A 20,083-nucleotide genomic window follows, 5' to 3' on the forward strand; every position below is an offset into this window, starting at 1 on the left:
CGGACAAGGGGCACAAAGCGTTCTGGGAGCAGGCGGTCCACGACAGGGACGGGGGAGCCATGGCGGCCATCGGTGGCGGTACGGGTGCGGGACCCGGTGCGGCGGTGTCGCGCGGGGGCCGGGCGCGGCTCGCCGTGAAGCTGATGCTGGGCTGGGTGGCCTTGCTGTGGGCGCTGGAGATCACCGACGTCCTGCTGGGGAACTCCCTGGACCGCTTCGGGGTGATGCCGCGCGATCCCGGCGAGCTGGTGGACGTGGTGCCCTCGGCGTTCATCCACTTCGGGTTCGCCCACGTCGCCGCCAACACGGTCCCGCTGCTGGTCCTCGGCTTCCTCGCCGCCCTGGGCGGGGTGCGGCGGTTCCTCGCGGTGTGCGCGCTGATCGTGGTGGCCGACGGGGTCGGCGTCTGGCTGATATCCCCGGCCGGGGTGAACACGGCGGGGGTCTCCGGGGTGATCTTCGGGCTCTTCGGGTTCCTGCTGGTCTCCGGCTTCGTGGAGCGCCGGCCGCTGGGCGTCCTGGTCGCGGTGCTGATCACCGCGGTCTGGGGCGGCTCCGTGCTGGCCGGGCTGTCGCCGAACCAGACGGGCGTCAGCTGGCAGGGCCACCTGATCGGTCTGCTCGCCGGCGTCGCCGCCGCCTTCCTCCTGGCCCGCCGCCGCCCCGCCGACGCCTGACCCCACGGGGCGCACCGGTCAAGGTGCCCCGCCTGCCCTGAGCGCCGCGTCGGGCGTCGACGCACGGACCACCGGGCGCGCGCATCGGACCCCCGAGCCGTCGGGCCGCCGGGCACCGGGCGTCAGCGCGTGAGGCCGCACACCAACAGGTCGAGCAGCGCCCACCCGTACCGGGCGGGTACCGCCGGCTGACCGTCGGGCGGACACCAGGGCGTTGGCCCGCCCAGCCGCCGGGCGTCAGGAGGTGCGGCCGTACAGCGCCAGGTCGAGCAGCGCTCACCCGTACAACGCGGTGCCTACGCCCGACCGTCGGGCAGACGACCGGTCAGGCAGGCGCCGAACCCCGGACCCGCCCGCCGGGCCGCCCGGCGGCAGGCTTCGGGCAAGGCCCCGGGGGTCAGACCGTGAGGCCGCGTACCACCAGGTCGAGCAGCGCGCACACGAAGAGGGCGATGCCGATGAAGCCGTTGACGCTGAAGAAGGCCCGGTTGAGGCGGGAGAGGTCGTGCGGGCGGACGATGGTGTGCTCGTAGACGAACGCGCCGGCCACGATCAGCAGGCCCAGCCAGTAGAAGAGGCCCGCCCCGGTGAGGAGGCCGAACCAGGCGAAGAGCGCGGTGGTGACGACGTGGCAGCCGCGGGCGCCCCAGATCGCCGCGGGAATCCCGAAGCGGGCGGGGACGGACTTCACGCCGACCTCCCGGTCCGTCTCGACGTCCTGGCAGGCGTAGATCAGGTCGAACCCGCCGATCCACACGCCCACCGCCACGCCGAGGACGACGGCCTCCCAGGACCACTCACCCGTGACGGCCAGCCAGCCGCCCAGCGGCCCGATCGCCTGGGCCAGGCCCAGGATGGCCTGCGGGAAGTTGGTGAACCGCTTGCCGTACGGGTAGACCACCATCGGGATCGCGGCGAGCGGCGCCAGCACCAGGCACAGCGGGTTGAGCAGCGCCGCCGTGACCAGGAAGACGGCGAGCGCGACCAGCGCCCCCGTCCAGGCGGTCCGCACCGACACCGCGCCGGTGACCAGTTCCCGCTGCGCCGTCCGCGGGTTCCGGGCGTCGATCTCCCGGTCGATGATCCGGTTCGCCGCCATGGCGAAGGTGCGCATGGCGACCATGGCGACGGTGACCAGCAGCAGGTCCACCCAGTGCACGGACCGGTCCACCGTGAACATCGCGGTCAGCGAGGCGATGTAGGCGAAGGGCAGCGCGAAGACCGAGTGCTCGATCATCACCAGGCGCAGGAACGCGCGCACCCGGCCGGGCCGCGACCCGGCGGGTACGGGACCGGAGGCGTCGGCGGCTTCAGCGGCGGCGGTCAAGGCCGTACTCCTTCCACCGGCGGTCGACCTTCGCCGCCGTCTCCGGGTCGGACAGGACCATCTCGGGCCAGCCGCCGTCCCGGGTGTACCCCTCCTCGGGCCACTTCGCGGTCGCGTCGATTCCCGCCTTGCCGCCCCAGAACTGCTGGTAGGAGGCGTGGTCCAGGTGGTCGACGGGGCCTTCCACCACCGTGAGGTCGCGGGAGTAGTCGGTGTTCCCCAGCGCCCGCCAGGCCACCTCGTGCAGGTCGTGGACGTCGCAGTCGGAGTCGACCACCACGATCAGCTTGGTCAGCGACATCATGTGCGCGCCCCAGATCGCGTGCATGACCTTCTGGGCGTGCTTCGGGTACTTCTTGTCGATCGAGATGATCGCGCAGTTGTGGAAGCCGCCCGCCTCGGGCAGGTGGTAGTCCACGATGTCCGGCACGATGATCTTCAGCAGGGGGAGGAAGAACCGTTCGGTGGCACGGCCCAGCGGACCGTCCTCGGTCGGCGGCCGGCCCACCACGATGGACTGCAGCAGCGGCTTCTTCCGCATGGTCACGCAGTCGATGGTCAGGGCCGGGAAGGGCTCCTGCGGGGTGTAGAAACCGGTGTGGTCGCCGAACGGCCCCTCCGGCAGCATCTCCCCCGGCTCCAGCCAGCCCTCCAGCACCACCTCGGCGTTGGCCGGGACCTGGAGCGGCACCGTCTTGCAGTCCACCATCTCGATCCGGCGTCCGGCGACGAACCCGGCGAACAGGTACTCGTCGATCCCGCCCGGCAGCGGCGCGGTCGCCGAGTAGGTCACCGACGGCGGGCAGCCGAAGGCGATCGCGACCGGCAGCCGCTCTCCCCGGCGGGCGGCCACCTGGTAGTGGTTGCGGCTGTCCTTGTGGATCTGCCAGTGCATGCCGATGGTGCGCTTGTCGTGGCGCTGGAGGCGGTAGAGCCCGAGGTTGCGGACCCCGGTCTCCGGGTCCTTGGTGTGGGTCAGGCCCAGGTTGAAGAACGCGCCGCCGTCCTGGGGCCAGGTGAACAGCGCCGGAAGCTGCTCGAGGTCCACGTCGTCGCCGGTGAGCACGACCTCCTGCACGGGGCCGTCCTTCACCTTCTTCGGCGGCACGTGCGTCATGGTGCCCAGCTTCCCGAACGCCTCGCGGACACCCACGAAACCGTGCGGCAGCTCCGGCTTGAGCAGGCCGCCGATGGTCTCGCCGATCTCCTCGTACGACTTCAGGCCGAGCGCCTTCAGCAGGCGGCGGTCGGTGCCGAACACGTTCATCGCGAGGGGCATCGCGGAACCGCGCACGTTCTCGAAGAGCAGCGCCGGTCCGCCCGCCTTCTGGACCCGGTCGACGATCTCACCGATCTCCAGATGGGGGTCGACCTCGGCCGTCACCCGCTTCAGGTCTCCGTCGCGCTCCAGGGCCCGCAGGAAGGAGCGAAGATCGTCGTAAGCCATGCCCCCCAGTATCGCCGAGGGCCCCCCGGGCTCCGCGTCCGCCCCTCGGACGAAGCACCCGCCCAGCCGCTACCCTGGGTGACGTCACGGGTCGGCCTCCGCCGTCCCGCCGTCGTTGCCTGGGGGAACGCCCGTCATGCTGAGGATCCTGCCGCTGCTGCTGGTGCTGGCCCTGACCATCTACGCGTTCATCGACTGTCTGAACACCCCGGAGGAAGACGTCCGGGTACTGCCCAAGCCGGTGTGGGCCCTGGTGATCCTGCTGCTGGGCACGGCGCTGATCGGGCCGGTCGCGTGGCTGGTCGCGGGCAAGGTCCGCCACGGGGCGGGCGGCGCCGAAGGGCGTTCGCCGGGGATGGGGGGCGGCCGGCGCCGGCGGTTCGTCGCGCCGGACGACAACCCGGACTTCCTGAAGTCGCTGGGGGACGAGTCGCGCAAGAAGCGGGAGGAGCCGCAGGACCCGTCGGACGGTGACCCGCGCGACGGCAAGCGCGACGAGGACACCCCCGAGGCCTGATCCCCCGGCGCCCGGCGGAACCGCACCGCCCCTCGCCACAACTCCCGCCCCCGAGCGCGTGCCAGAGACCGAGGAGGAGCGACGCCGGTGTCCGGGACGCTCGAACTGCGGCTCCTCGCGACCTTCGAGAAGGTCGCGACCCGCCTCAGCTTCACCCGGGCCGCCGCCGACCTGTCGTACGCGCAGTCCACGGTGACCGCGCAGGTCCGCGCCCTGGAACAGGACCTCGGCGTCGAGCTCTTCGACCGCCTCGGCAGCCGCATCCGGCTCACCGAGGCCGGGGAGCGGCTGCTGCCCTACGCCCGCCGCCTGCTGGACCTCGCCGACGAGGCCCGCGCCGCCGCCGTCGCCCCCGGCGAACCCTCGGGTCAGCTCACCGTCGGCACCATCGAGTCCCTGACGTCCTACCGGCTGCCGCCGCTCTTCGAGCTGTTCCACCACCGCTACCCCGGCATCCGGCTCTCGCTGCGCACCACCGGCGGCGACGAGACCCTGGACGCGCTGCGCCGCGGCGCCTACGACCTCGGCTTCCTGATGGAGGCCCGGACCGAGCACGCCGGGCTGGAGTCGGTGGTGCTGCTGACCGAGCCGCTCGTCCTGGTCGCCGCGCCCGGCCACCCGCTGGCCGGACGGCCGCTCGCCACCGAAGAACTGCGCGGGGAGAGGCTGCTGGCGGTGGAGTCCGGCTGCGCGTTCCGCGACCTCTTCGAGGCCGAGCTGAACGCCGCCGCCCCGCGGCCGGTCTCGTTCCGGGAGTTCGGCACCGTGGAGGCGACCCGGCGCGCCGCGGCGACCGCCCTGGGGATCGCGCTGCTCCCCGAGGTCACGGTCGCCGACCTGCTGGCCGCCGGGACGCTTCAACGCCTCGACTGGCGACCTCCGTTCACTCTCCACTCGCAACTGGCGTGGCGCTCCGGGAAGCAACTGACGCCGGCGGCGCGTCTGTTCGTGGAGCGGACCCGGCAACTACTGCGGGAGCAGCGGGCTTCCGAAGGGTGACCCGCAGGCTCGCCCAGACGATCAGCGGCAGCCCCAGGGCCTGCAGCGGGCCCATGTGGTGCCCGTAGACCACCCAGTCCGTCAGCATCGCCACCGCCGGGTAGACGAAGGCCAGCACCGCGATCTTCTGCGTGGAGAGCTTGGCGTAGGCGGCGTACATCAGCACGTACATCACGCCGGTATGGAAGACCCCCAGCGCCACCAGCCAGCCCCAGGAGCCGGCCCCCGCGCCGCTCATCGCGCCCAGGTCGGCGAAGGGCAGCAGCAGCGGGATGCCCACGAGGACATGCACCAGCGCGATCAGGTGCGGGCGCACCCCGTTCACCCGCTTGACCACCAGCGTGGCCAGTCCGTACAGCACGGCCGCGCCCAGCGCCTGGCCGATGCCCAGCAGGTACTCGCCGCCGCCCCCGGCCAGGTCGGACGGCCGCACCCCCGAGACCAGGACCAGGCCGACGAAGGCCACGCCCACCCAGCCGAGGGTCGCGGCGGTCAGCCGCTCCCGGAAGAGCAGGGCGCCGAACACCACCACGAAGAACGGCTGCATGTGGTACACGACCGAGGCCACCGAGATCGAGGTGTTGCCGTACGCCTCGAAGAGCAGGATCCAGTTCCCGACGATGAACAGCCCCGCCAGCACGGTCAGGGCCAGGCTCCGCCGGGTGAACCCGTGTCCCCGCGTCCAACCGCGGGCCGCGACGTAGACGCCGAGCGCCAGCGCGCCGAACAGCACCCGGAAGAACACCACGTTGAGCGAGGAGGCCCCCGACTCGACCACGAACACGCCGATCGTCCCGGACAGCACCATGGCGGCGGTGAGCTGGGCGATCCCCTTCGTCTCTGTTGTCATGCCGACGAAGCTACGGCCCGGGCGTCACGCAGGGCCACGGCGCACCCCGCCGGGATGCCGATGGGGCCATCGGCCGAGCCGATGACCCCAGGTGGGAGCGGGTTTCCGTCACCCCACAGGAGCTGCCGCAGGCGGGAGTTACCGCAGGCGGGAGGAGGACAGGATCGAGAAGAGGTGCGCCGGGACCATCACCCAGGTCACCGCGGCCAGCACCACCAGCGCGATCCGCGTGGCGTCCAGGGAGCCGAGGGCGGCGTCCACGACGGCGGTGGCCAGGAGGACCAGCGAGGCCTCGATGCCGTTGGTCAGCCGGTGGATCTTGAACGCGGCGGCCACCTTGCGGAGCGTGGCGACGCCCTCGGAGCGCGGCCGGGTCGACTCGTCGTCGGCCACGGTGAGTCCGCGGCGGGCGCGGGCGACGTCCACCAGGTCGGTGGAGGCCTTCAGCAGGACGACGCCCATCGCGGTGAACAGGCCCAGCGCGACCCAGCCGTCGAAGCCGCCGCCCTCGCCCCAGCCGGCGGCCCGGAAGCCGGCGCCGGCCAGCAGCGCGGCGTCGGCCAGGTACGCGCCGAGGCGGTCGACGTAGATGCCGGCCGCGCTGTTCTGGCCCTTCCAGCGCGCGACCTCGCCGTCGACGCAGTCGAAGAGCAGGAACAGCTGGAAGAGCACGGCGGCCAGCACCGCGCCGGTGAGTCCGGGGATCAGCAGGGCCGCGCCGGCGGCGACACCGCACACGACCATCGTCCAGGTCAGCGCGTCCGGGGTGACCGGCGTCCGCACCAGCTGGCGCGTCACCCGCAGGGAGATCCGCCGCATGTACAGCCGGCCGGCCCAGTGCTCGCCGTTGCGGCTGGCCAGCTTGGCCTGCGGCTGGCAGACCTCCCGCAGCTCCTCCAGGACCGGGGCAGCAGCCACCATCTTCACTTGTTCCTTCCACCGACGGGCTGAGAGACGGCCAGGGTAGAGGAGGCCCCCGGACAGCACGGAGCCGCCCCCTCGGCGGGGGCGGCTCCAGGCGTTCCGGGGGGCCGCGTCACTCGACGCCGGCGTAGGAGTGCTTGCCGGAGACGAAGATGTTGACGCCGTAGTAGTTGAACAGCCAGCAGCCGAAGGCGATCAGCGCCAGGTAGGCGGCCTTGCGGCCCTTCCAGCCGGCGGTGGCCCGGGCGTGCAGGTAGCAGGCGTAGGCGATCCAAGTGATGAACGACCAGGTCTCCTTGGGGTCCCAGCCCCAGTAGCGGCCCCAGGCGTCGCCCGCCCAGATGGCGCCCGCGATGATCGTGAACGTCCACAGCGGGAAGACCGCGGCGTTGACCCGGTAGGCGAACTTGTCCAGCGAGGCGGCGGCGGGCAGCCGCTCCAGGACCGAGGTGGCGAACCGGCCCGGCTTGCCGCCGGCGGCCAGCTTGTTCTCGTAGGAGTCGCGGAACAGGTAGAGGATCGTGGAGACCGCCGCCACGTAGAACACCGCGCCGCAGAGGATGGCGGTGGAGACGTGGATGTACAGCCAGTACGAGTGGAGCGCCGGGACGAGCTGGTCGCTCTCGGTGTACAGCACGGTGACCGCGAGGCCGAGGTCCAGCAGGACCACCGTGATCAGCGGCAGGCCCATCCAGCGCACGTTCTTGCGGAAGGCCAGCAGGGCCAGGTAGACGCCGACGGCCACCGTGGTGAAGGTGATGTTGAACTCGTACATGTTGCCCCACGGCGCCCGCTGCACCGACAGCGCGCGGGTGAGCACGCCGCCGAAGGCGAGCAGGAAGCCGAGGACGGTCAGCGAGACCGCGATCCGGCCGTAGAGGTCGCCCTTCTCGTCACCGCCGTGGGCGCCGGGGCCGTCCGGGACGTCGGCGCGCGAGGAGGCCGAAGAGCGGACGACGACCTCGGGCCGCTCCATCACGGCCGTGCCGCCGGCCTTCTTCACCGTCACCGCGGGAGCGGACGGGGCGGCCGGGGCGGCCTGGTCGCCCGCCGTCAGCGCGGCGGCCGTGCGGGCCACCTTGCTGCGGCTGCCGAAGATCCACTCGAAGATGTAGGCGAAGAAGGCCAGGGTGTACACGGCCATCGCGGAGTAGATCAGCAGATTGCTGATCTCCGCGAGACTCTCGTTGGTACTGGCGGCGAGCGTCGTCACTTGTCAGCCCCTTCAGGGGAAGGTACGGGGGATTCTTCGGAGTCGGAGTCGGAGTCGGAGTCGGCGGCGGCCCCGGAGACGGGGTCGGAGTCGGCGGCGGACGGGGCGGTGGGCGCCCGGTCGTGCACCAGGCCGACCAGCTCGCCGAGCTCCTGCGGCAGCCGCGCCGACTCGCTGCGGCCCAGCCCGGCCATCTCGACGACGGTCCCGCCCCCGCCGGCGGGGACGGCGCGCACCCACACGCGGCGGCGCTGGATGAACAGGGACCCGGAGAGACCGGCGATGGCGACGACGGCGCCGCCCAGCGCCCAGCCGCCGGCGGGCTGCTGCACCACCTGGAAGTTCGCCCACTCCTTGATCTCCTTCTCGAAGGTGATCGAGCCGGCGCCGCCGGGCAGCTCCATGGTCTCGCCGGGCAGCAGCATCTTCCGGACGATGTCGCCGTTCTCGTCCTTGAACTGCTTCAGCTTCCGGTCGTCGAGCTGGTACACGTTCTGCGGGATGCCCGAGTCCACGCCCAGGCTGCCGTGGAAGCCGGCGACCGCGAGGACCGGGTACTCCAGCGCCGGGAACTGGGAGAACATCGTCCCCTTGCCCTGACCGGCGAAGGTCGGCACGAAGACCGTGGAGAAGCCGAGCTGCTCCTCCTCGCCCTTCGGGTTGCGGTAGCCGTCCAGCACCTTCACCGCGCCCTGCGAGGTGATGTTCTGGTCGATCGGCAGCATCGGCACCGGCTGGGAGTAGACGACCTCGCCCTTGCCGTCCCGCACCGTCACCACCGGCGCGTAGCCGTGGCTGGTCAGGTACACCTTGGAGCCGCCGATCTCCAGCGGCTTGTTGACCTCGACGACCTTCTTCTTCTCGGCCCCGTCGACGCCCTCGCGGTAGGTGAGCTCGGCCTCGTACGTCCGCGGGGTGCCGCGGTTGGGGCCGGAGGTGGCGTAGGTGGCGCGGAAGTCGTCCAGGTCGAAGCTGAACGGCTCCAGGTCGTCGTAGGAGAAGAGGCTCCCGTAGCGGAGGTCGTCGTACTGCACGGGCGTGTTGGCGAAGCCGTCGCCCTCGACGATCAGCTTGTTGCCCTCGGACTTGAACAGCTCGCCCCAGCCGAAGGCGATCAGCATCACGATCAGCGCCAGGTGGAAGGCGAGGTTGCCGAGTTCGCGCAGGTAGCCCTTCTCCGCGGCCACCGCGTCACCCACCGCCTCGACGCGGAACCGGCGGCCCTTGAGCACGCCGAAGGCCGCCTGGCGCACCTTCTCGGGCGCCTCGTCGGTGCGCCAGGTGGTGTACGCCGGCATCCGGTCCAGCCGCCGCGGCGCGCCCGGCGGCCGTCCGCGGAGCTGGCCCACGAACTGCCAGGTGCGCGGGACGATGCAGCCGATCAGCGAGACGAACAGCAGGATGTACACCGCGGAGAACCACACCGAGCTGTACACGTCGAACATGCCCAGCGCGTCGTAGACCGGCGACAGCGTGGTGTGCTCCTCGCGGAACTGCTCGACCTTCATCGGGTCGACGCCGTTCTGCGGGATCAGCGAGCCGGGCACGGCGGCCAGCGAGAGCAGCAGGAGCAGCAGCAGCGCCGTCCGCATGGAGGTGAGCTGGCGCCAGAACCAGCGGACCCAGCCGGTGACCTCCCGGCCGGTCCAGGTGATCCACCCCCACGGTCCGGGGGCGCGGCGGCCGCCGAAGGAGCCCGGCATCGCGGTCGACGCGGCGTCCTCCACCGGCGCGGTGGACAGCCGGGTCTGCGACTCGGTGTCGCCCGCCTCGCCGGCCGGTTCGGTGGTCGTGGTGTCGCTCATGGATCAGATCCCCGGTGTGAAGCCGTTGGCCCAGCCCTGCATGTGCTGCACGAGCAGGTCCCAGACACCGGTGAGCAGGAGCACACCGGTCACGATCATCATGGTGCCGCCGACGCGGAGCACCCAGACGTAGTGCCGCTTGACCCAGCCGAAGGCGCCCAGCGCCTTGCGGAAGGCGACGGCGGCCAGCACGAACGGCAGGCCCAGACCGACGCAGTAGGCCACGGTCAGGATCGCCCCGCGCCCGGCGCTGGCCTGGTCGCTGGAGAGCGCCAGCACGGACGTCAGCGTGGGCCCGATGCAGGGCGTCCAGCCGATGCCGAAGAGCGCGCCGAGCAGCGGCGCGCCCGCGAGGCCGGCGGCGGGCTTGCGGTGGAAGCGGAACTCGCGCTGGGTCAGCCAGGGCATCAGCCCCATGAAGAAGACGCCCAGCGCGATCATCAGCACGCCGAGCACCTTGGACAGCACGCCGCTGTACTCCTGCAGCGTCTGCCCGAAGTAGCCGAACAGCGCGCCCGTGGAGACGAAGACGACGGTGAAGCCGAGGACGAAGAGCGAGGCGCCGGCCGCCATCCGACCGCGCCGGGCCTCCGCCAGGTCGGTGCCGGTGACGCCGGTGACGTAGGAGAGGTAGCCGGGCACCAGCGGCAGCACGCACGGCGAGAAGAAGGAGACGAGTCCGCCGAGCACCGCGATCGGCAGGGCCAGCAGCAGGGCCCCGCTCATCACGGTGCCGGTCACGTCCAGGGCGAGGAGCGTCACGTCACTTCTCCGCCAGCACCGGGTCGAGCATCTCGCGCAGCTTCTCCTCGCTCTGCGCCCCGAGACCACGCGCCGCGACCCGGCCGTCCCGGTCGATGATCAGCGTGGTGGGGACGGCCTGCGGGTTGAGCGTGCCCTTGTCGAAGCGGAGCAGCAGCCGGCCCGTCGGGTCGTACAGGCTCGGATACGTGACCCCCTCCTCCTTCTCGAAGGCGAGGGCGGGCTGGACGGCGGCGTCGCGGGTGTTGATGCCCACGAACTGGACGCCCTGGTCCTTGGTCTCCTCGGAGACCTTCACGAAGTGCTTGGCCTCGGCGCGGCACGGGGCGCACCAGGAGCCCCACACGTTGAGGACGAGCACCTTGCCCTTGTAGTCGGCCGTGTCGAGCTGTCCGCCGTCCAGCGTCTTGCCCTGCAGCCGGGGAGCGGGCCCGCGCTCGCCCTTGGCGACGGTGGCGATGCCGCTCTCACTGGTGACGAAGTTGGTGCCGCTGCCCGAGGCGGGGCCGCCGCCGTCACTGTCCGAGCCGCACGCCGACAGCAGCAGCGCGGCGGCAGCGGTGGCTGCGGCGAGCCCGGTGCGGCGGTGGCGGCGGTGCTCACGACGCTTGTGGCCAGTCATGTGAAAAGTTTCGCATGTCCGTTCCGGGGATCTTGGGGACCCCCCTCGGCCCCGCGAACCCCCACTTCAGCGGGGGTTCGCGGGCTTGCTCCGCCGGTCGGTCTCAGGCGCCGAACGCCTTCTGGCCGCCCTTCACCGGCTTGGCGCCGGCCAGCAGGTGGGCGGGCACCAGATCGCGGGCCGGCTCGCTGTAGCCGACGGCCACGATCCGGTCGTCCTCGTAGGTGAAGGAGGTCAGCGAGGCCAGGGTGCACTCCCGGCGCCGCGGGTCGTGCCACAGCCGGCGGCCCTCGATCGCGGACCGCACGATCCAGATCGGCAGCTGGTGGCTGACCAGGACCGCCTCGTGGCCGCGGGCGGCCGCGGCGGCGGCGTCCAGCGCCGCCCGCATGCGCGCGACCTGCGCGGCGTAGGGCTCGCCCCAGGACGGCTTGAACGGGTTGAACAGGTGCTTCCAGTTGCCCGGCCGCTTCAGCGCGCCGTCGCCGACCCCGAAGGTCTTGCCCTGGAAGACGTTCTCCGCCTCGATCAGCCGCTCGTCGGTGTCCAGCTCCAGCCCGTGCGTCTTGGCGACGGGCGCGGCCGTCTCCTGCGCCCGCTCCAGCGGGGAGGCGCAGACGTAGGTGATGTCACGGTGCGCCAGGTGCTCGGCGACCCGGTCGGCCATCTTCCGGCCGAGCTCGGACAGGTGGTAGCCGGGCAGCCGGCCGTAGAGCAGCCCGGTGGGGTTCTCCACCTCGCCGTGGCGCATCAGGTGGACGACGGTGACGTCCTTGGCGGAGCCGGTGGACGCGCTCATGCCGTGGCCTTCGCGGCGGCGCGGGCGGCGGCGGGCAGCGCGGCGGCGACCCGCTCGAGGGCGGCGTCGTCGTGGGCCGTGGACAGGAACCAGCTCTCGAAGGCGGACGGCGGCAGGTAGACGCCGCTCGCCAGCATCGAGTGGAAGAAGGCGGTGAAGCGGAACGCCTCGGCGGCCTTGGCGTCCTCGTAGTCGCGCACCGGCCGGTCGGTGAAGAACACCGAGAACATGTTGGAGGCGCTCTGCACGGTGTGCGCGACGCCCTCCTTGGTCAGGGCCTCGGTGACCATCGCCCTCAGGCGCTCCGAGGTGGCGTTCAGCTTCTCGTAGGCGGCGTCGTCGAGGAGCCGCAGCTGGGCCAGGCCCGCGGCGGTCGCGACGGGGTTACCGGAGAGGGTGCCCGCCTGGTAGACCGGGCCGGCCGGGGCGAGGTGCGCCATCACGTCGGCGCGGCCGCCGAACGCCGCGGCGGGGAAGCCGCCGCCCATCACCTTGCCGAAGGTCATCAGGTCCGGGACCACGCCGTCGACGCCGAACCAGCCGGCCTTCGAGGTGCGGAAACCGGTCATCACCTCGTCGGAGACGTACAGCGCGCCGTTCTCGGCGCACAGGTCCTTCAGGCCCTGGTTGAAGCCGGGCAGCGGCGGGACCACGCCCATGTTGCCGGGCGAGGCCTCGGTGATCACACAGGCGATCTCGCCCGGGTGCGCCGCGAAGGCGGCGCGCACGGCGTCGAGGTCGTTGTAGGGCAGCACGATGGTGTCGCCGGCCTGCGCGCCGGTGACACCGGGGGTGTCCGGCAGCGCGAAGGTGGCGAGGCCCGAACCGGCCGCGGCCAGCAGCGAGTCGACGTGGCCGTGGTAGCAGCCGGCGAACTTCACGACCTTGGAGCGGCGGGTGAACCCGCGGGCCAGGCGGATCGCGGACATGGTGGCCTCGGTGCCGCTGGAGACCAGGCGGACCTGCTCCAGCGGGGCGATGCGCGCCACCATCTCCTCGGCCAGCGCGACCTCACCCTCGCCGGGCGTACCGAACGAGGTGCCGCGGGACACGGCCTCCTGGACGGCGGCGATCACCTCGGGGTGGGAGTGGCCCAGGATCATCGGGCCCCACGAGCAGACGAGGTCCACGTACTCGCGGCCGTCGGCGTCGGTGAGGTAGGGGCCGCTGCCGGAGACCATGAAGCGGGGCGTGCCGCCCACGGCGCGGAAGGCGCGCACCGGCGAGTTCACACCTCCGGGCGTCACGGCTGCCGCTCGGTCGAACAGCGCCTGCGAGGCAGGGGCTTCGTAGGGGTAGGACGGAACGGTCATGGCCTGCGGCTTCTCCGGATCTCCGACTGCGGTTACGGGGGACTCCCTCAGGGTAGGCCAGCCGTCGTGACCCGACCCCGGGGCACGGGGGTGGGCCGGTGAGCCGGCCCCCGCGAGCGCGCCGATCGCGTCCGGAGATAACGGAGCGTGTCCTCCGCCCATCTGCGAGACTGTGACGTGAACCCCGTGCGCGTTCCTCCCACCGGGTCTTCTCCTGTGTACGTTTCGTGGGACGGCCGCGGGGGAGGTCACTGACACGATGAACGGGTGATCGGGTTGCGCGGCGGGGGCGACGCGTCCTAGAACAGCAGTCGGGTGGAGATATGCATCGCGGTGGCGGACTGGGCGAGGGGACTGGAGACCTGGGTCCTCGGCGTTCCCGTCGGGGCAGGCACCGGCGCGAGGCGGAGGAGTCGACGGAAGCGGCCGAGGCCGCGGCCCGCCGGGCGGGCGCGCACAGTGACGGCGCCGAGAAGCCGGCGGGACCCGTGGCGAGGAGCAGCCGGTTGGGCGTGACGTACAAGTACTTCGGCGCGCCGAGCGGCGCGGCGGCCGCCCGCGTCCCGGAAACCATGCGCCCGGAGGAGCTCGGCGGCGACGAGCTCGGCATGGGGGGCCTCTTCACCCGCATCAAGCCCGAGACGGTGGCGGCGATGGTCCTCACCGGCATCGAGGGCGTCCCGCTGCACAAGGTGCCGCCGCTGGAGCTGGTCGTGCTGCGCCCGCAGTACGCCGTGGTCAAGCTGCCCATGACCACCGTGGACCCGCTGCGGGGCATAGGCGAGGAGGCGGTGGGCGCGGCGGCGTTCATCTGGTCCACGGTCCCCGACCGCGGCGGCCCCCGCGACGCGTTCAACGTCTACCAACTGCTCCACGAGTGGCAGGACTTCAGCCACCGCCTCCACGAGGCGGGCCACCAGCCGTACTGCCTCGTCTGGCCCTGACCCCGCCCCGCCGCGGGGAACCGCGGGCCGGAGCCGGTCGGACGTGAGGAGGGGCGCGCAGGGCCCGAAGGCCGTGCGCGCCCCTTTCGCGTCGGCGCGGGTCAGCCCTGCGCGTCGGCCTTCCTGCGGCGGACGGCGAGAACGGCGCCGGCGCCCAGCACGACGGCGGCCGCACCCGCGGCGCCCGTCATCGGGAGGGCCGAGTCGCTGCCGGTGTCGGCGAGGGTGCCGGTGATCCGCTGGGCGCCGCCCTGCGGCTGGGTCCGGTCGTTCTTGTCGGCCGGGTTCGGCTTGTCACCGGTCGTCGGGGCCGGCTTCGGGTCCTTCGGCGGCGTGGTGCCGGCCGCGAGGACCGTGAACTCGTAGACGTCGCCGTTGAAGTAGCAGGTGGCGTTGTCGCCCTCGTACACCGCGGAGGTGAAGGCGATGGACTCGCCGGCGGGGGCCTTGGCGCTCACCCGGATGCGGAGTTCGGCGGTGATGCTGGCGCCGGCCGGGACGTCCGTGAGGTAGCCGGTGAAGCTGCCGGTGAAGCCGTGGCCGAGCTGGAACTCGTCCGTCCAGCGGTCCTCGATCTTGAACTGGATCTCGGCCAGGCCCTCGGCCAGACCCTCGTTGGCGTCGTACTCGACACCCAGGTCGACCCAGAGCTTGTCGAGCTCCTTGCCGGTGTCGTTGGTGACGGTCAGGGAGAAGTCGTCCCAGCCGGAGCCGGCGACGATCTTGTTCGGGAGGCCGGAGACCCGGGTCTTCAGGCCCTCGTCGATCTCGCCGTCCTCGCAGGCCGGGTACTCGTCGATCGGGGCCTCCTCGACGGGGTTCTCGTCCTCGCCCGGCTTCTCGTCGTCGCCCTGGTCCTCACCGTCCTGGTCCTCGTCCTGGTCCTCGCCCTCGTCCTGGTCCTCGTCCTGGTCCGGGGTCTCCGGGTCGTCGCCGGGGTTCTCGGCGTCGTCCTCCGGCGTGGTGTCGCCCGGCGTGGTGTCGCCCGGCGTGTTGTCGTCCGCGGGGTCGCCGCCCTCCGGCGTCTCCGGCGTCTCCGGCGTCTCCGGCGTGGTGTCGCCGCCGCCCTCGCCGCCGGCGGCCGGGTCCTCGGTCCCGCCGGGGCCGGTGGTGCCCTCGCCGGTGTCGCCGTCGGTCTGCGTCTGGGCGGGCGGAGCGGTGTCCTCGGCGAACGCCACCGGCGCCGACAGCAGGGTCAGCGGGGCGACGACGGCCGTGGCCGCAGCGACGGCCATGGCACGGCGGAGCTTCATGTGTACCTCTTGGGGGTCGTGGAGGACCACGCGGCCGGCACCCGGACGTGGCCAGTGTTACGGGTGGTGTGACCGGCTTGTCCGACGAAAGGTTGTACGACCCCTCACACCTTTTTCACCTGGTGCAGTTCCGCCCACTCCCCCGCCGCCTCCCGGACCTCCCGCCGGCCCTGCGCGGCGGCCCGGACCCGCAGGGCGACGGCGCCCGCCGCCCCCGCCGCGCCGATCACCAGCGGGCCCGGACCCCCGGCCGGGAGGACCACGGCGGTGAGCGCCACCGTGGTCCACGCCACCAGGCAGGCGGCCGCCGCGCTGCGGCGGGAACGGGGGCGGTCGGCCGCCCCCGCCCTCAGTTCCAGCAGGGCGGGCACGTACCAGACGTGTCCGGCGAGCGCGACGGCCGCGACGCCCAGGGCGAGCACTCCGGAGGCCATCTCACCTCACCGCCTCGATCTCGCGGTCGCCGATGCCGGGGTGGTGCAGGTCGAACGCCGGCGACTCGGAGCGGATCCGCGGCAGCCGCGTGAAGTTGTGCCGCGGCGGCGGGCAGGAGGTGGCCCACTCCAGCGAGCGCCCCCAGCCCCACGGGTCGTCCACACCGACCGGCCGGCCGTACTTCGCGGTCTTCCACACGTTGTAGAAGAACGGCAGCAGCGACAGGCCGAGCAGGAAGGACCCGACCGTGGACACCGTGTTGAGGGCGGTGAACCCGTCGGCGGCCAGGTAGTCGGCGTACCGGCGGGGCATGCCCTCGGCGCCGAGCCAGTGCTGGACGAGGAAGGTGAGGTTGAAGCCCGCCGTCAGCGTCCAGAAGGTGATCCTGCCGAGCCGTTCGTCGAGCATCTTGCCGGTGAACTTGGGCCACCAGAAGTGGAAGCCGGCGAACATCGCGTACACCACCGTGCCGAAGAGCGTGTAGTGGAAGTGCGCGACCACGAAGTACGAGTCGGAGACGTGGAAGTCCAGCACCGGCGAGGCCAGGACGACGCCGGTGAGGCCGCCGAAGAGGAAGGTCACCAGGAAGCCGACCGCCCACAGCATCGGCGTCTCGAAGGAGAGCGAGCCCCGCCACATGGTGCCGATCCAGTTGAAGAACTTCACACCGGTCGGCACCGCGATCAGCATCGTCATGAAGGCGAAGAAGGGCAGCAGCACCCCGCCGGTGACGTACATGTGGTGCGCCCACACGGTGACCGAGAGGCCGGCGATCGCGACCGTGGCGCCCACCAGGCCCATGTAGCCGAACATCGGCTTGCGGGAGAAGACCGGGATCACCTCCGAGACGATCCCGAAGAAGGGCAGCGCCAGGACGTAGACCTCCGGGTGGCCGAAGAACCAGAACAGGTGCTGCCAGAGCAGCGCGCCCCCGTTGGCCGCGTCGAAGATGTGCGACCCGAACTTCCGGTCCGCCTCCAGGGCGAAGAGGGCCGCCGCCAGCACCGGGAACACCAGCAGGATCAGCACGCCGGTGAGCAGCACGTTCCAGGTGAAGATCGGCATCCGGAACATGGTCATGCCGGGGGCGCGCATGCAGATGATCGTGGTGATGAAGTTGACGGCGCCCAGGATCGAGCCGAAGCCGGACAGGGCCACACCCATGATCCACAGGTCGGAGCCGATGCCCGGGGAGTAGAGCTCCGAGGAGAGCGGCGCGTAGAGGAACCAGCCGAAGCTGGCGGCGCCCTGCGGGGTGAGGAAGCCGAACGCCGCGATCAGCGAGCCGAACAGGAACAGCCAGAAGGACAGCATGTTCAGCCGGGGGAAGGCGACGTCCGGCGCGCCTATCTGCAGCGGCATGATCCAGTTGGCGAAGCCGGTGAACAGCGGCATGGCGAACATCAGCAGCATGATCGAGCCGTGCATGGTGAACGCCTGGTTGAACTGCTCGTTGGAGAGGATCTGGGTGCCGGGCCGGGCGAGTTCGGCGCGCATCACCAGGGCCAGCACACCGCCGACGACGAAGAAGGCCAGCGCGCTGACCAGGTACATCGTGCCGATCTTCTTGTGGTCGGTGGTGGTCAGCCACTCGACCCAGTTCGGCCGCCGGGCGGTGGCCCGGGCGGGGCCGGGGGCCGGCGGTGGTCCGGCGGCGGCCTTCCGCTCGTCCGTCTGTGCTGGCTGTGCGGTGTCCACCGGGTCGTCCTCCCGAAGAGCTGGTGCGTCCGGCGGAACCGGGAAGCCGCTCCTCCGGGGGAGAGGACCGTGCCGGCCTCCCCGGTCCGCCGCCGCTCATGCTCCTGCTCGGGGAACGTCCGCCCCCAGGGCCCTGGGACCCGTCGCCGCACAGCGAAAGTCCCTGGTGGCCCGGGTCCCAGGTCCCGGACCGCCAGGGACTTCGGTCCCCGCGCGGCTACAGCGCCGGCGCCGGCTGCTCGTCGGTGGTCTTCGGCGACTCGGCGTCGTCGGACACCGGGACCTTGACCCAGACCGCCGGCGAGGGCACGCCGCGCCCGTCGACGGCGGTGAGCATGTACCAGCCGGGCGGCACCAGCGACGGGTCCTCGGGCAGCGTCACCTTCACCCGGTCCCGCTCCTTGGTGAACTTCAGCGCGATCGACCGCTGTTCGACGTTGGTGACGTGGGTGAAGGAGCCCGGCCGGATCAGCCGCATCCGCTCGATCCGCCGCGCGTCGGGGCTGGCGTAGGTGGTCGACGCGCCGAGTTCCACCGTGCGCCGGGGGTCGCCGCCCAGCCGGGGGCGCCGCCCGTCCTGGTGCAGGTAGGGCGGGGTGTAGATCTCCAGCCGCTGCTCGAAGACGCCCGGCTTGGAGTCGGCCTTGTCGGAGAAGAGCGAGTCCGAGCCGAACGTCATGACCCGGCCGTCCGGCAGCAGCAGGCCGCCGGAGTGGTAGTTGCGGCCCACCAGCGGCTCCGCGGCCTCGGTGAACCGGTTCTCGGCCGGGTGGTAGAGCGAGGCCTTCAGCACGTTGCTGTCGCCCTTGCCCCGGTAGTCGCCGGAGCCGTTGGTGACCAGCACGGTGTCGTCCGGCAGGATCACCGCGGAGGGGTAGCGGGCCTTGGCGTACAGGTCGGGGCCGGCCACGAACCGTGGGTCGTCGGCCGTGAGGTCCACCAGCCCGGTGCGCGCGGTCGACCTCGGGCTCTCGCCCACTCCCCCGCCGCCCATCACCATGTAGCGCTGCCGCTGGGCGGGCGGCAGCAGCACCGACATCGAGGTCTCCGTGATCGTCGGGTCCTTCAGCCCCGGCACCTCGGTGAACGCCCCGCTGTCCAGGTCCCACAGGCCCGGGACGCGGCCCTTGTCGGCCGGTCCGTACCCGGCGTTCGAGCCGGTGTAGAAGATCTTTCCGCTTCCGGCCAGGAAGAGCGCGGGGTAGGTCGGGAAGAACCGCGACTTGGGGAGGAACTCCCAGTCCTTCTTCCTGGGGTCGTAGACCTCGTTCTTGCCCGGGACCACCTGCCCGATCTCGTCCAGCCCGGAGACGGAGAGGACCTTGCCGTCCTCCAGCGTGGTCAGCGTCGGGTACCAGCGGGCCTCGTGCATCGGGTCGACCTTGATGTACTTCTCGGCGACCGGGTCGAACTCGTAGGCGTCCTTGATCCCCTGGAAGTCCTTCTTGTCGAAGGAGAGCTTCTGGGCGATGCCGTAGACGTTCCGCTTCTCCTTGCCCTTGAGGCCCTTGATCCGGTACTGGTCCTGGGCCCCGGTCTGGTGGCGGGGCCCGTCCTGGGTCGCCTCCACGTAGACCCGCGCGGAGGAGGCGGTGACGGTCACCTTGCCGGTGTCCGGGTCCACCTCCTTCTCGGCGCGCGGCACGACGACGCCGGACTGCGAGGTGAAGGTCTTGCCGCTCTCCTTGCCGGTGAAGAGGGTGCCCTCGGGGAGCGTCTTGGGCTTGTCGGGGTTCTCGTTGTAGACGATCATCAGGCCGCCGGCCCGCTTGACGTCGCCCTTCAGCGTCTCGTACCGCTGGGTCCCCCCGGCGACCAGCAGGTTGCCGCCGGGAAGCTGGGCGTGGCCCGCGCAGAACAGGTCGGTGGGCGTCTCGACGTTCTTGAAGGTGTTCTTGACGGGGTCCCACACCACGGTGCGGAAGGTCTTGGCGTCGAACATCTTGGCGTTGTTGCCGGACCCGGCGATCAGCAGCACCTTGCCGGTGTGCAGCAGCGCGGCGTGGATGGTGTTGATCCGGAACTGCCGCGGGACGTCCACGACCCGCCAGTGGCCGCGGTCCGCCTTGTACGACGGTTGTTCGATCAGATAGGCGTGGTAGGTGCGGGACGTGAAGTCGTAGACGGCGGGGGCGTTGAGACCGGCCAGGACCAGCACTCCCGCGGCGCCGAGAACGGTCCGGCGGATCCGCGGACGACGGTTCGTTTCTGCCATGTGGATGACTTCCGGAAAGGTTGGGCTGACGTTGGCTGATCCCCACCCCCGCGCACACCATCTGATGGCTCATCAGATGTTGAGCTGCTGTGAGGATCGTAGGAACATCCGCTTCTCACTCTCGGCAGCGAAACGCCACGGAGCGTCACGGGGCCCGTTCGGCGGTGTGGTCGGGGACGGACGCGAGAAGGCCCGGGCGGCGGGCGCGGGCGCGGAGTGGGGAGGGTGGCCGTCCGGGCCGACGGGGGCGGCGACGCGGCCGCCGTGCGGCACAACGAGACTT

At 71.7% G+C, this 20,083-nt stretch carries 18 protein-coding genes; 4 read left to right on the forward strand and 14 right to left on the reverse strand.

What is annotated here, in order from left to right; genetic code table 11:
- The first annotated feature begins 59 nt into the window (after positions 1 to 59).
- The gene (locus tag ACWD3O_RS04650; RefSeq protein WP_451410648.1) at positions 60 to 677 is read left to right on the forward strand and encodes a rhomboid family intramembrane serine protease; all 618 of its coding nucleotides are present in this window, start codon (positions 60 to 62) and stop codon (positions 675 to 677) included.
- A gap of 397 nt (positions 678 to 1,074) precedes the next feature.
- Here the strand turns inward: ACWD3O_RS04650 and mqnP are convergent, their stop codons facing one another.
- Together mqnP and ACWD3O_RS04660 are read right to left on the reverse strand one after the other, a co-directional pair.
- Positions 1,075 to 2,004, reverse strand: coding sequence for a menaquinone biosynthesis prenyltransferase MqnP (gene mqnP / locus ACWD3O_RS04655; protein WP_451410649.1), 930 nt, complete (start codon positions 2,002 to 2,004; stop codon positions 1,075 to 1,077).
- Positions 1,988 to 3,451 (reverse strand): menaquinone biosynthesis decarboxylase, encoded by a 1,464-nt coding sequence (locus ACWD3O_RS04660; RefSeq protein WP_451414816.1) that lies wholly within the window; start codon positions 3,449 to 3,451, stop codon positions 1,988 to 1,990. Before ACWD3O_RS04660 ends, mqnP begins: the two co-directional genes overlap by 17 nt.
- A gap of 136 nt (positions 3,452 to 3,587) precedes the next feature.
- Here ACWD3O_RS04660 and ACWD3O_RS04665 point away from each other — a divergent pair, with 136 nt between their 5' ends.
- Together ACWD3O_RS04665 and ACWD3O_RS04670 are read left to right on the forward strand one after the other, a co-directional pair.
- Positions 3,588 to 3,968 (forward strand): PLD nuclease N-terminal domain-containing protein, encoded by a 381-nt coding sequence (locus tag ACWD3O_RS04665; RefSeq protein ID WP_451414817.1) that lies wholly within the window; start codon positions 3,588 to 3,590, stop codon positions 3,966 to 3,968.
- An 87-nt stretch (positions 3,969 to 4,055) separates the two neighbouring features.
- Positions 4,056 to 4,967, forward strand: a complete 912-nt coding sequence (locus ACWD3O_RS04670; protein WP_451414818.1) for a LysR family transcriptional regulator — start codon at positions 4,056 to 4,058, stop codon at positions 4,965 to 4,967.
- Here the strand turns inward: ACWD3O_RS04670 and ACWD3O_RS04675 are convergent.
- The 8 genes from ACWD3O_RS04675 to hemL all read right to left on the reverse strand — a co-directional run bounded on the left by ACWD3O_RS04675 (position 4,852) and on the right by hemL (position 13,255).
- Positions 4,852 to 5,817: a DMT family transporter gene (locus ACWD3O_RS04675; RefSeq protein WP_451414819.1), complete on the reverse strand. Its 966-nt coding sequence runs from the start codon at positions 5,815 to 5,817 to the stop codon at positions 4,852 to 4,854. The genes ACWD3O_RS04670 and ACWD3O_RS04675 overlap by 116 nt on opposite strands.
- Before the next feature lie 138 nt (positions 5,818 to 5,955).
- Positions 5,956 to 6,735: a CDP-alcohol phosphatidyltransferase family protein gene (locus ACWD3O_RS04680; RefSeq protein ID WP_451410670.1), complete on the reverse strand. Its 780-nt coding sequence runs from the start codon at positions 6,733 to 6,735 to the stop codon at positions 5,956 to 5,958.
- 118 nt (positions 6,736 to 6,853) lie between these two features.
- A complete protein-coding gene (gene ccsB, locus ACWD3O_RS04685; protein WP_451410671.1) occupies positions 6,854 to 7,885 on the reverse strand; it encodes a c-type cytochrome biogenesis protein CcsB in 1,032 nt (343 codons plus the stop codon).
- Positions 7,886 to 7,950: 65 nt separating this feature from the next.
- Complete coding sequence (resB, locus tag ACWD3O_RS04690) at positions 7,951 to 9,759, reverse strand: cytochrome c biogenesis protein ResB (RefSeq protein WP_451414820.1); 1,809 nt, start codon at positions 9,757 to 9,759, stop codon at positions 7,951 to 7,953.
- Between the two features lie 3 nt (positions 9,760 to 9,762).
- Positions 9,763 to 10,485: a cytochrome c biogenesis CcdA family protein gene (locus ACWD3O_RS04695; RefSeq protein WP_451410672.1), complete on the reverse strand. Its 723-nt coding sequence runs from the start codon at positions 10,483 to 10,485 to the stop codon at positions 9,763 to 9,765.
- 37 nt (positions 10,486 to 10,522) lie between these two features.
- The gene (locus tag ACWD3O_RS04700) at positions 10,523 to 11,143 is read right to left on the reverse strand and encodes a TlpA family protein disulfide reductase (RefSeq protein WP_451410655.1); all 621 of its coding nucleotides are present in this window, start codon (positions 11,141 to 11,143) and stop codon (positions 10,523 to 10,525) included.
- A gap of 103 nt (positions 11,144 to 11,246) precedes the next feature.
- Entirely contained in the window at positions 11,247 to 11,942 is a 696-nt protein-coding gene (locus tag ACWD3O_RS04705) for a histidine phosphatase family protein (RefSeq protein ID WP_451410656.1), read from the reverse strand.
- Entirely contained in the window at positions 11,939 to 13,255 is a 1,317-nt protein-coding gene (hemL, locus tag ACWD3O_RS04710) for a glutamate-1-semialdehyde 2,1-aminomutase (RefSeq protein ID WP_451410657.1), read from the reverse strand. The genes ACWD3O_RS04705 and hemL overlap by 4 nt, the downstream gene beginning before the upstream one ends.
- 323 nt (positions 13,256 to 13,578) lie before the next feature.
- On the opposite strand from hemL, the gene ACWD3O_RS04715 reads away from it, so the two are divergent.
- The gene (locus ACWD3O_RS04715; protein ID WP_451410658.1) at positions 13,579 to 14,199 is read left to right on the forward strand and encodes a hypothetical protein; all 621 of its coding nucleotides are present in this window, start codon (positions 13,579 to 13,581) and stop codon (positions 14,197 to 14,199) included.
- A 101-nt stretch (positions 14,200 to 14,300) separates the two neighbouring features.
- Here ACWD3O_RS04715 and ACWD3O_RS04720 read toward each other — a convergent pair whose 3' ends face one another.
- From ACWD3O_RS04720 to ACWD3O_RS04735, 4 genes are all read right to left on the reverse strand, one after another.
- Positions 14,301 to 15,452, reverse strand: coding sequence for an LPXTG cell wall anchor domain-containing protein (locus ACWD3O_RS04720; protein ID WP_451414821.1), 1,152 nt, complete (start codon positions 15,450 to 15,452; stop codon positions 14,301 to 14,303).
- A 104-nt stretch (positions 15,453 to 15,556) separates the two neighbouring features.
- Entirely contained in the window at positions 15,557 to 15,886 is a 330-nt protein-coding gene (locus tag ACWD3O_RS04725; protein WP_451414822.1) for a hypothetical protein, read from the reverse strand.
- A 1-nt stretch (position 15,887) separates the two neighbouring features.
- Positions 15,888 to 17,585 carry an aa3-type cytochrome oxidase subunit I gene (ctaD, locus tag ACWD3O_RS04730; RefSeq protein WP_451414823.1) on the reverse strand — a complete coding sequence of 566 codons (1,698 nt, stop codon included), beginning with the start codon at positions 17,583 to 17,585 and terminating at the stop codon, positions 15,888 to 15,890.
- Between the two features lie 217 nt (positions 17,586 to 17,802).
- Complete coding sequence (locus ACWD3O_RS04735; protein WP_451414824.1) at positions 17,803 to 19,800, reverse strand: galactose oxidase-like domain-containing protein; 1,998 nt, start codon at positions 19,798 to 19,800, stop codon at positions 17,803 to 17,805.
- Positions 19,801 to 20,083: the final 283 nt, after the last annotated feature.

This window comes from Streptomyces sp. NPDC002640, assembly GCF_053592575.1.

Bases quoted from the DNA above. Each gene is read 5' to 3' on its own strand.
- resB (WP_451414820.1), bottom strand. From the start codon at position 9,759: ATGAGCGACACCACGACCACCGAACCGGCCGGCGAGGCGGGCGACACC.
- ACWD3O_RS04715 (WP_451410658.1), top strand. From the start codon at position 13,579: ATGCATCGCGGTGGCGGACTGGGCGAGGGGACTGGAGACCTGGGTCCT.
- ACWD3O_RS04695 (WP_451410672.1), bottom strand. From the start codon at position 10,485: ATGAGCGGGGCCCTGCTGCTGGCCCTGCCGATCGCGGTGCTCGGCGGA.
- ACWD3O_RS04660 (WP_451414816.1), bottom strand. From the start codon at position 3,451: ATGGCTTACGACGATCTTCGCTCCTTCCTGCGGGCCCTGGAGCGCGAC.
- ACWD3O_RS04705 (WP_451410656.1), bottom strand. From the start codon at position 11,942: ATGAGCGCGTCCACCGGCTCCGCCAAGGACGTCACCGTCGTCCACCTG.
- ACWD3O_RS04720 (WP_451414821.1), bottom strand. From the start codon at position 15,452: ATGAAGCTCCGCCGTGCCATGGCCGTCGCTGCGGCCACGGCCGTCGTC.
- ACWD3O_RS04650 (WP_451410648.1), top strand. From the start codon at position 60: ATGGCGGCCATCGGTGGCGGTACGGGTGCGGGACCCGGTGCGGCGGTG.
- ACWD3O_RS04735 (WP_451414824.1), bottom strand. From the start codon at position 19,800: ATGGCAGAAACGAACCGTCGTCCGCGGATCCGCCGGACCGTTCTCGGC.
- ACWD3O_RS04725 (WP_451414822.1), bottom strand. From the start codon at position 15,886: ATGGCCTCCGGAGTGCTCGCCCTGGGCGTCGCGGCCGTCGCGCTCGCC.
- ACWD3O_RS04675 (WP_451414819.1), bottom strand. From the start codon at position 5,817: ATGACAACAGAGACGAAGGGGATCGCCCAGCTCACCGCCGCCATGGTG.
- ccsB (WP_451410671.1), bottom strand. From the start codon at position 7,885: ATGGCCGTGTACACCCTGGCCTTCTTCGCCTACATCTTCGAGTGGATC.
- ACWD3O_RS04700 (WP_451410655.1), bottom strand. From the start codon at position 11,143: ATGACTGGCCACAAGCGTCGTGAGCACCGCCGCCACCGCCGCACCGGG.
- hemL (WP_451410657.1), bottom strand. From the start codon at position 13,255: ATGACCGTTCCGTCCTACCCCTACGAAGCCCCTGCCTCGCAGGCGCTG.
- ACWD3O_RS04665 (WP_451414817.1), top strand. From the start codon at position 3,588: ATGCTGAGGATCCTGCCGCTGCTGCTGGTGCTGGCCCTGACCATCTAC.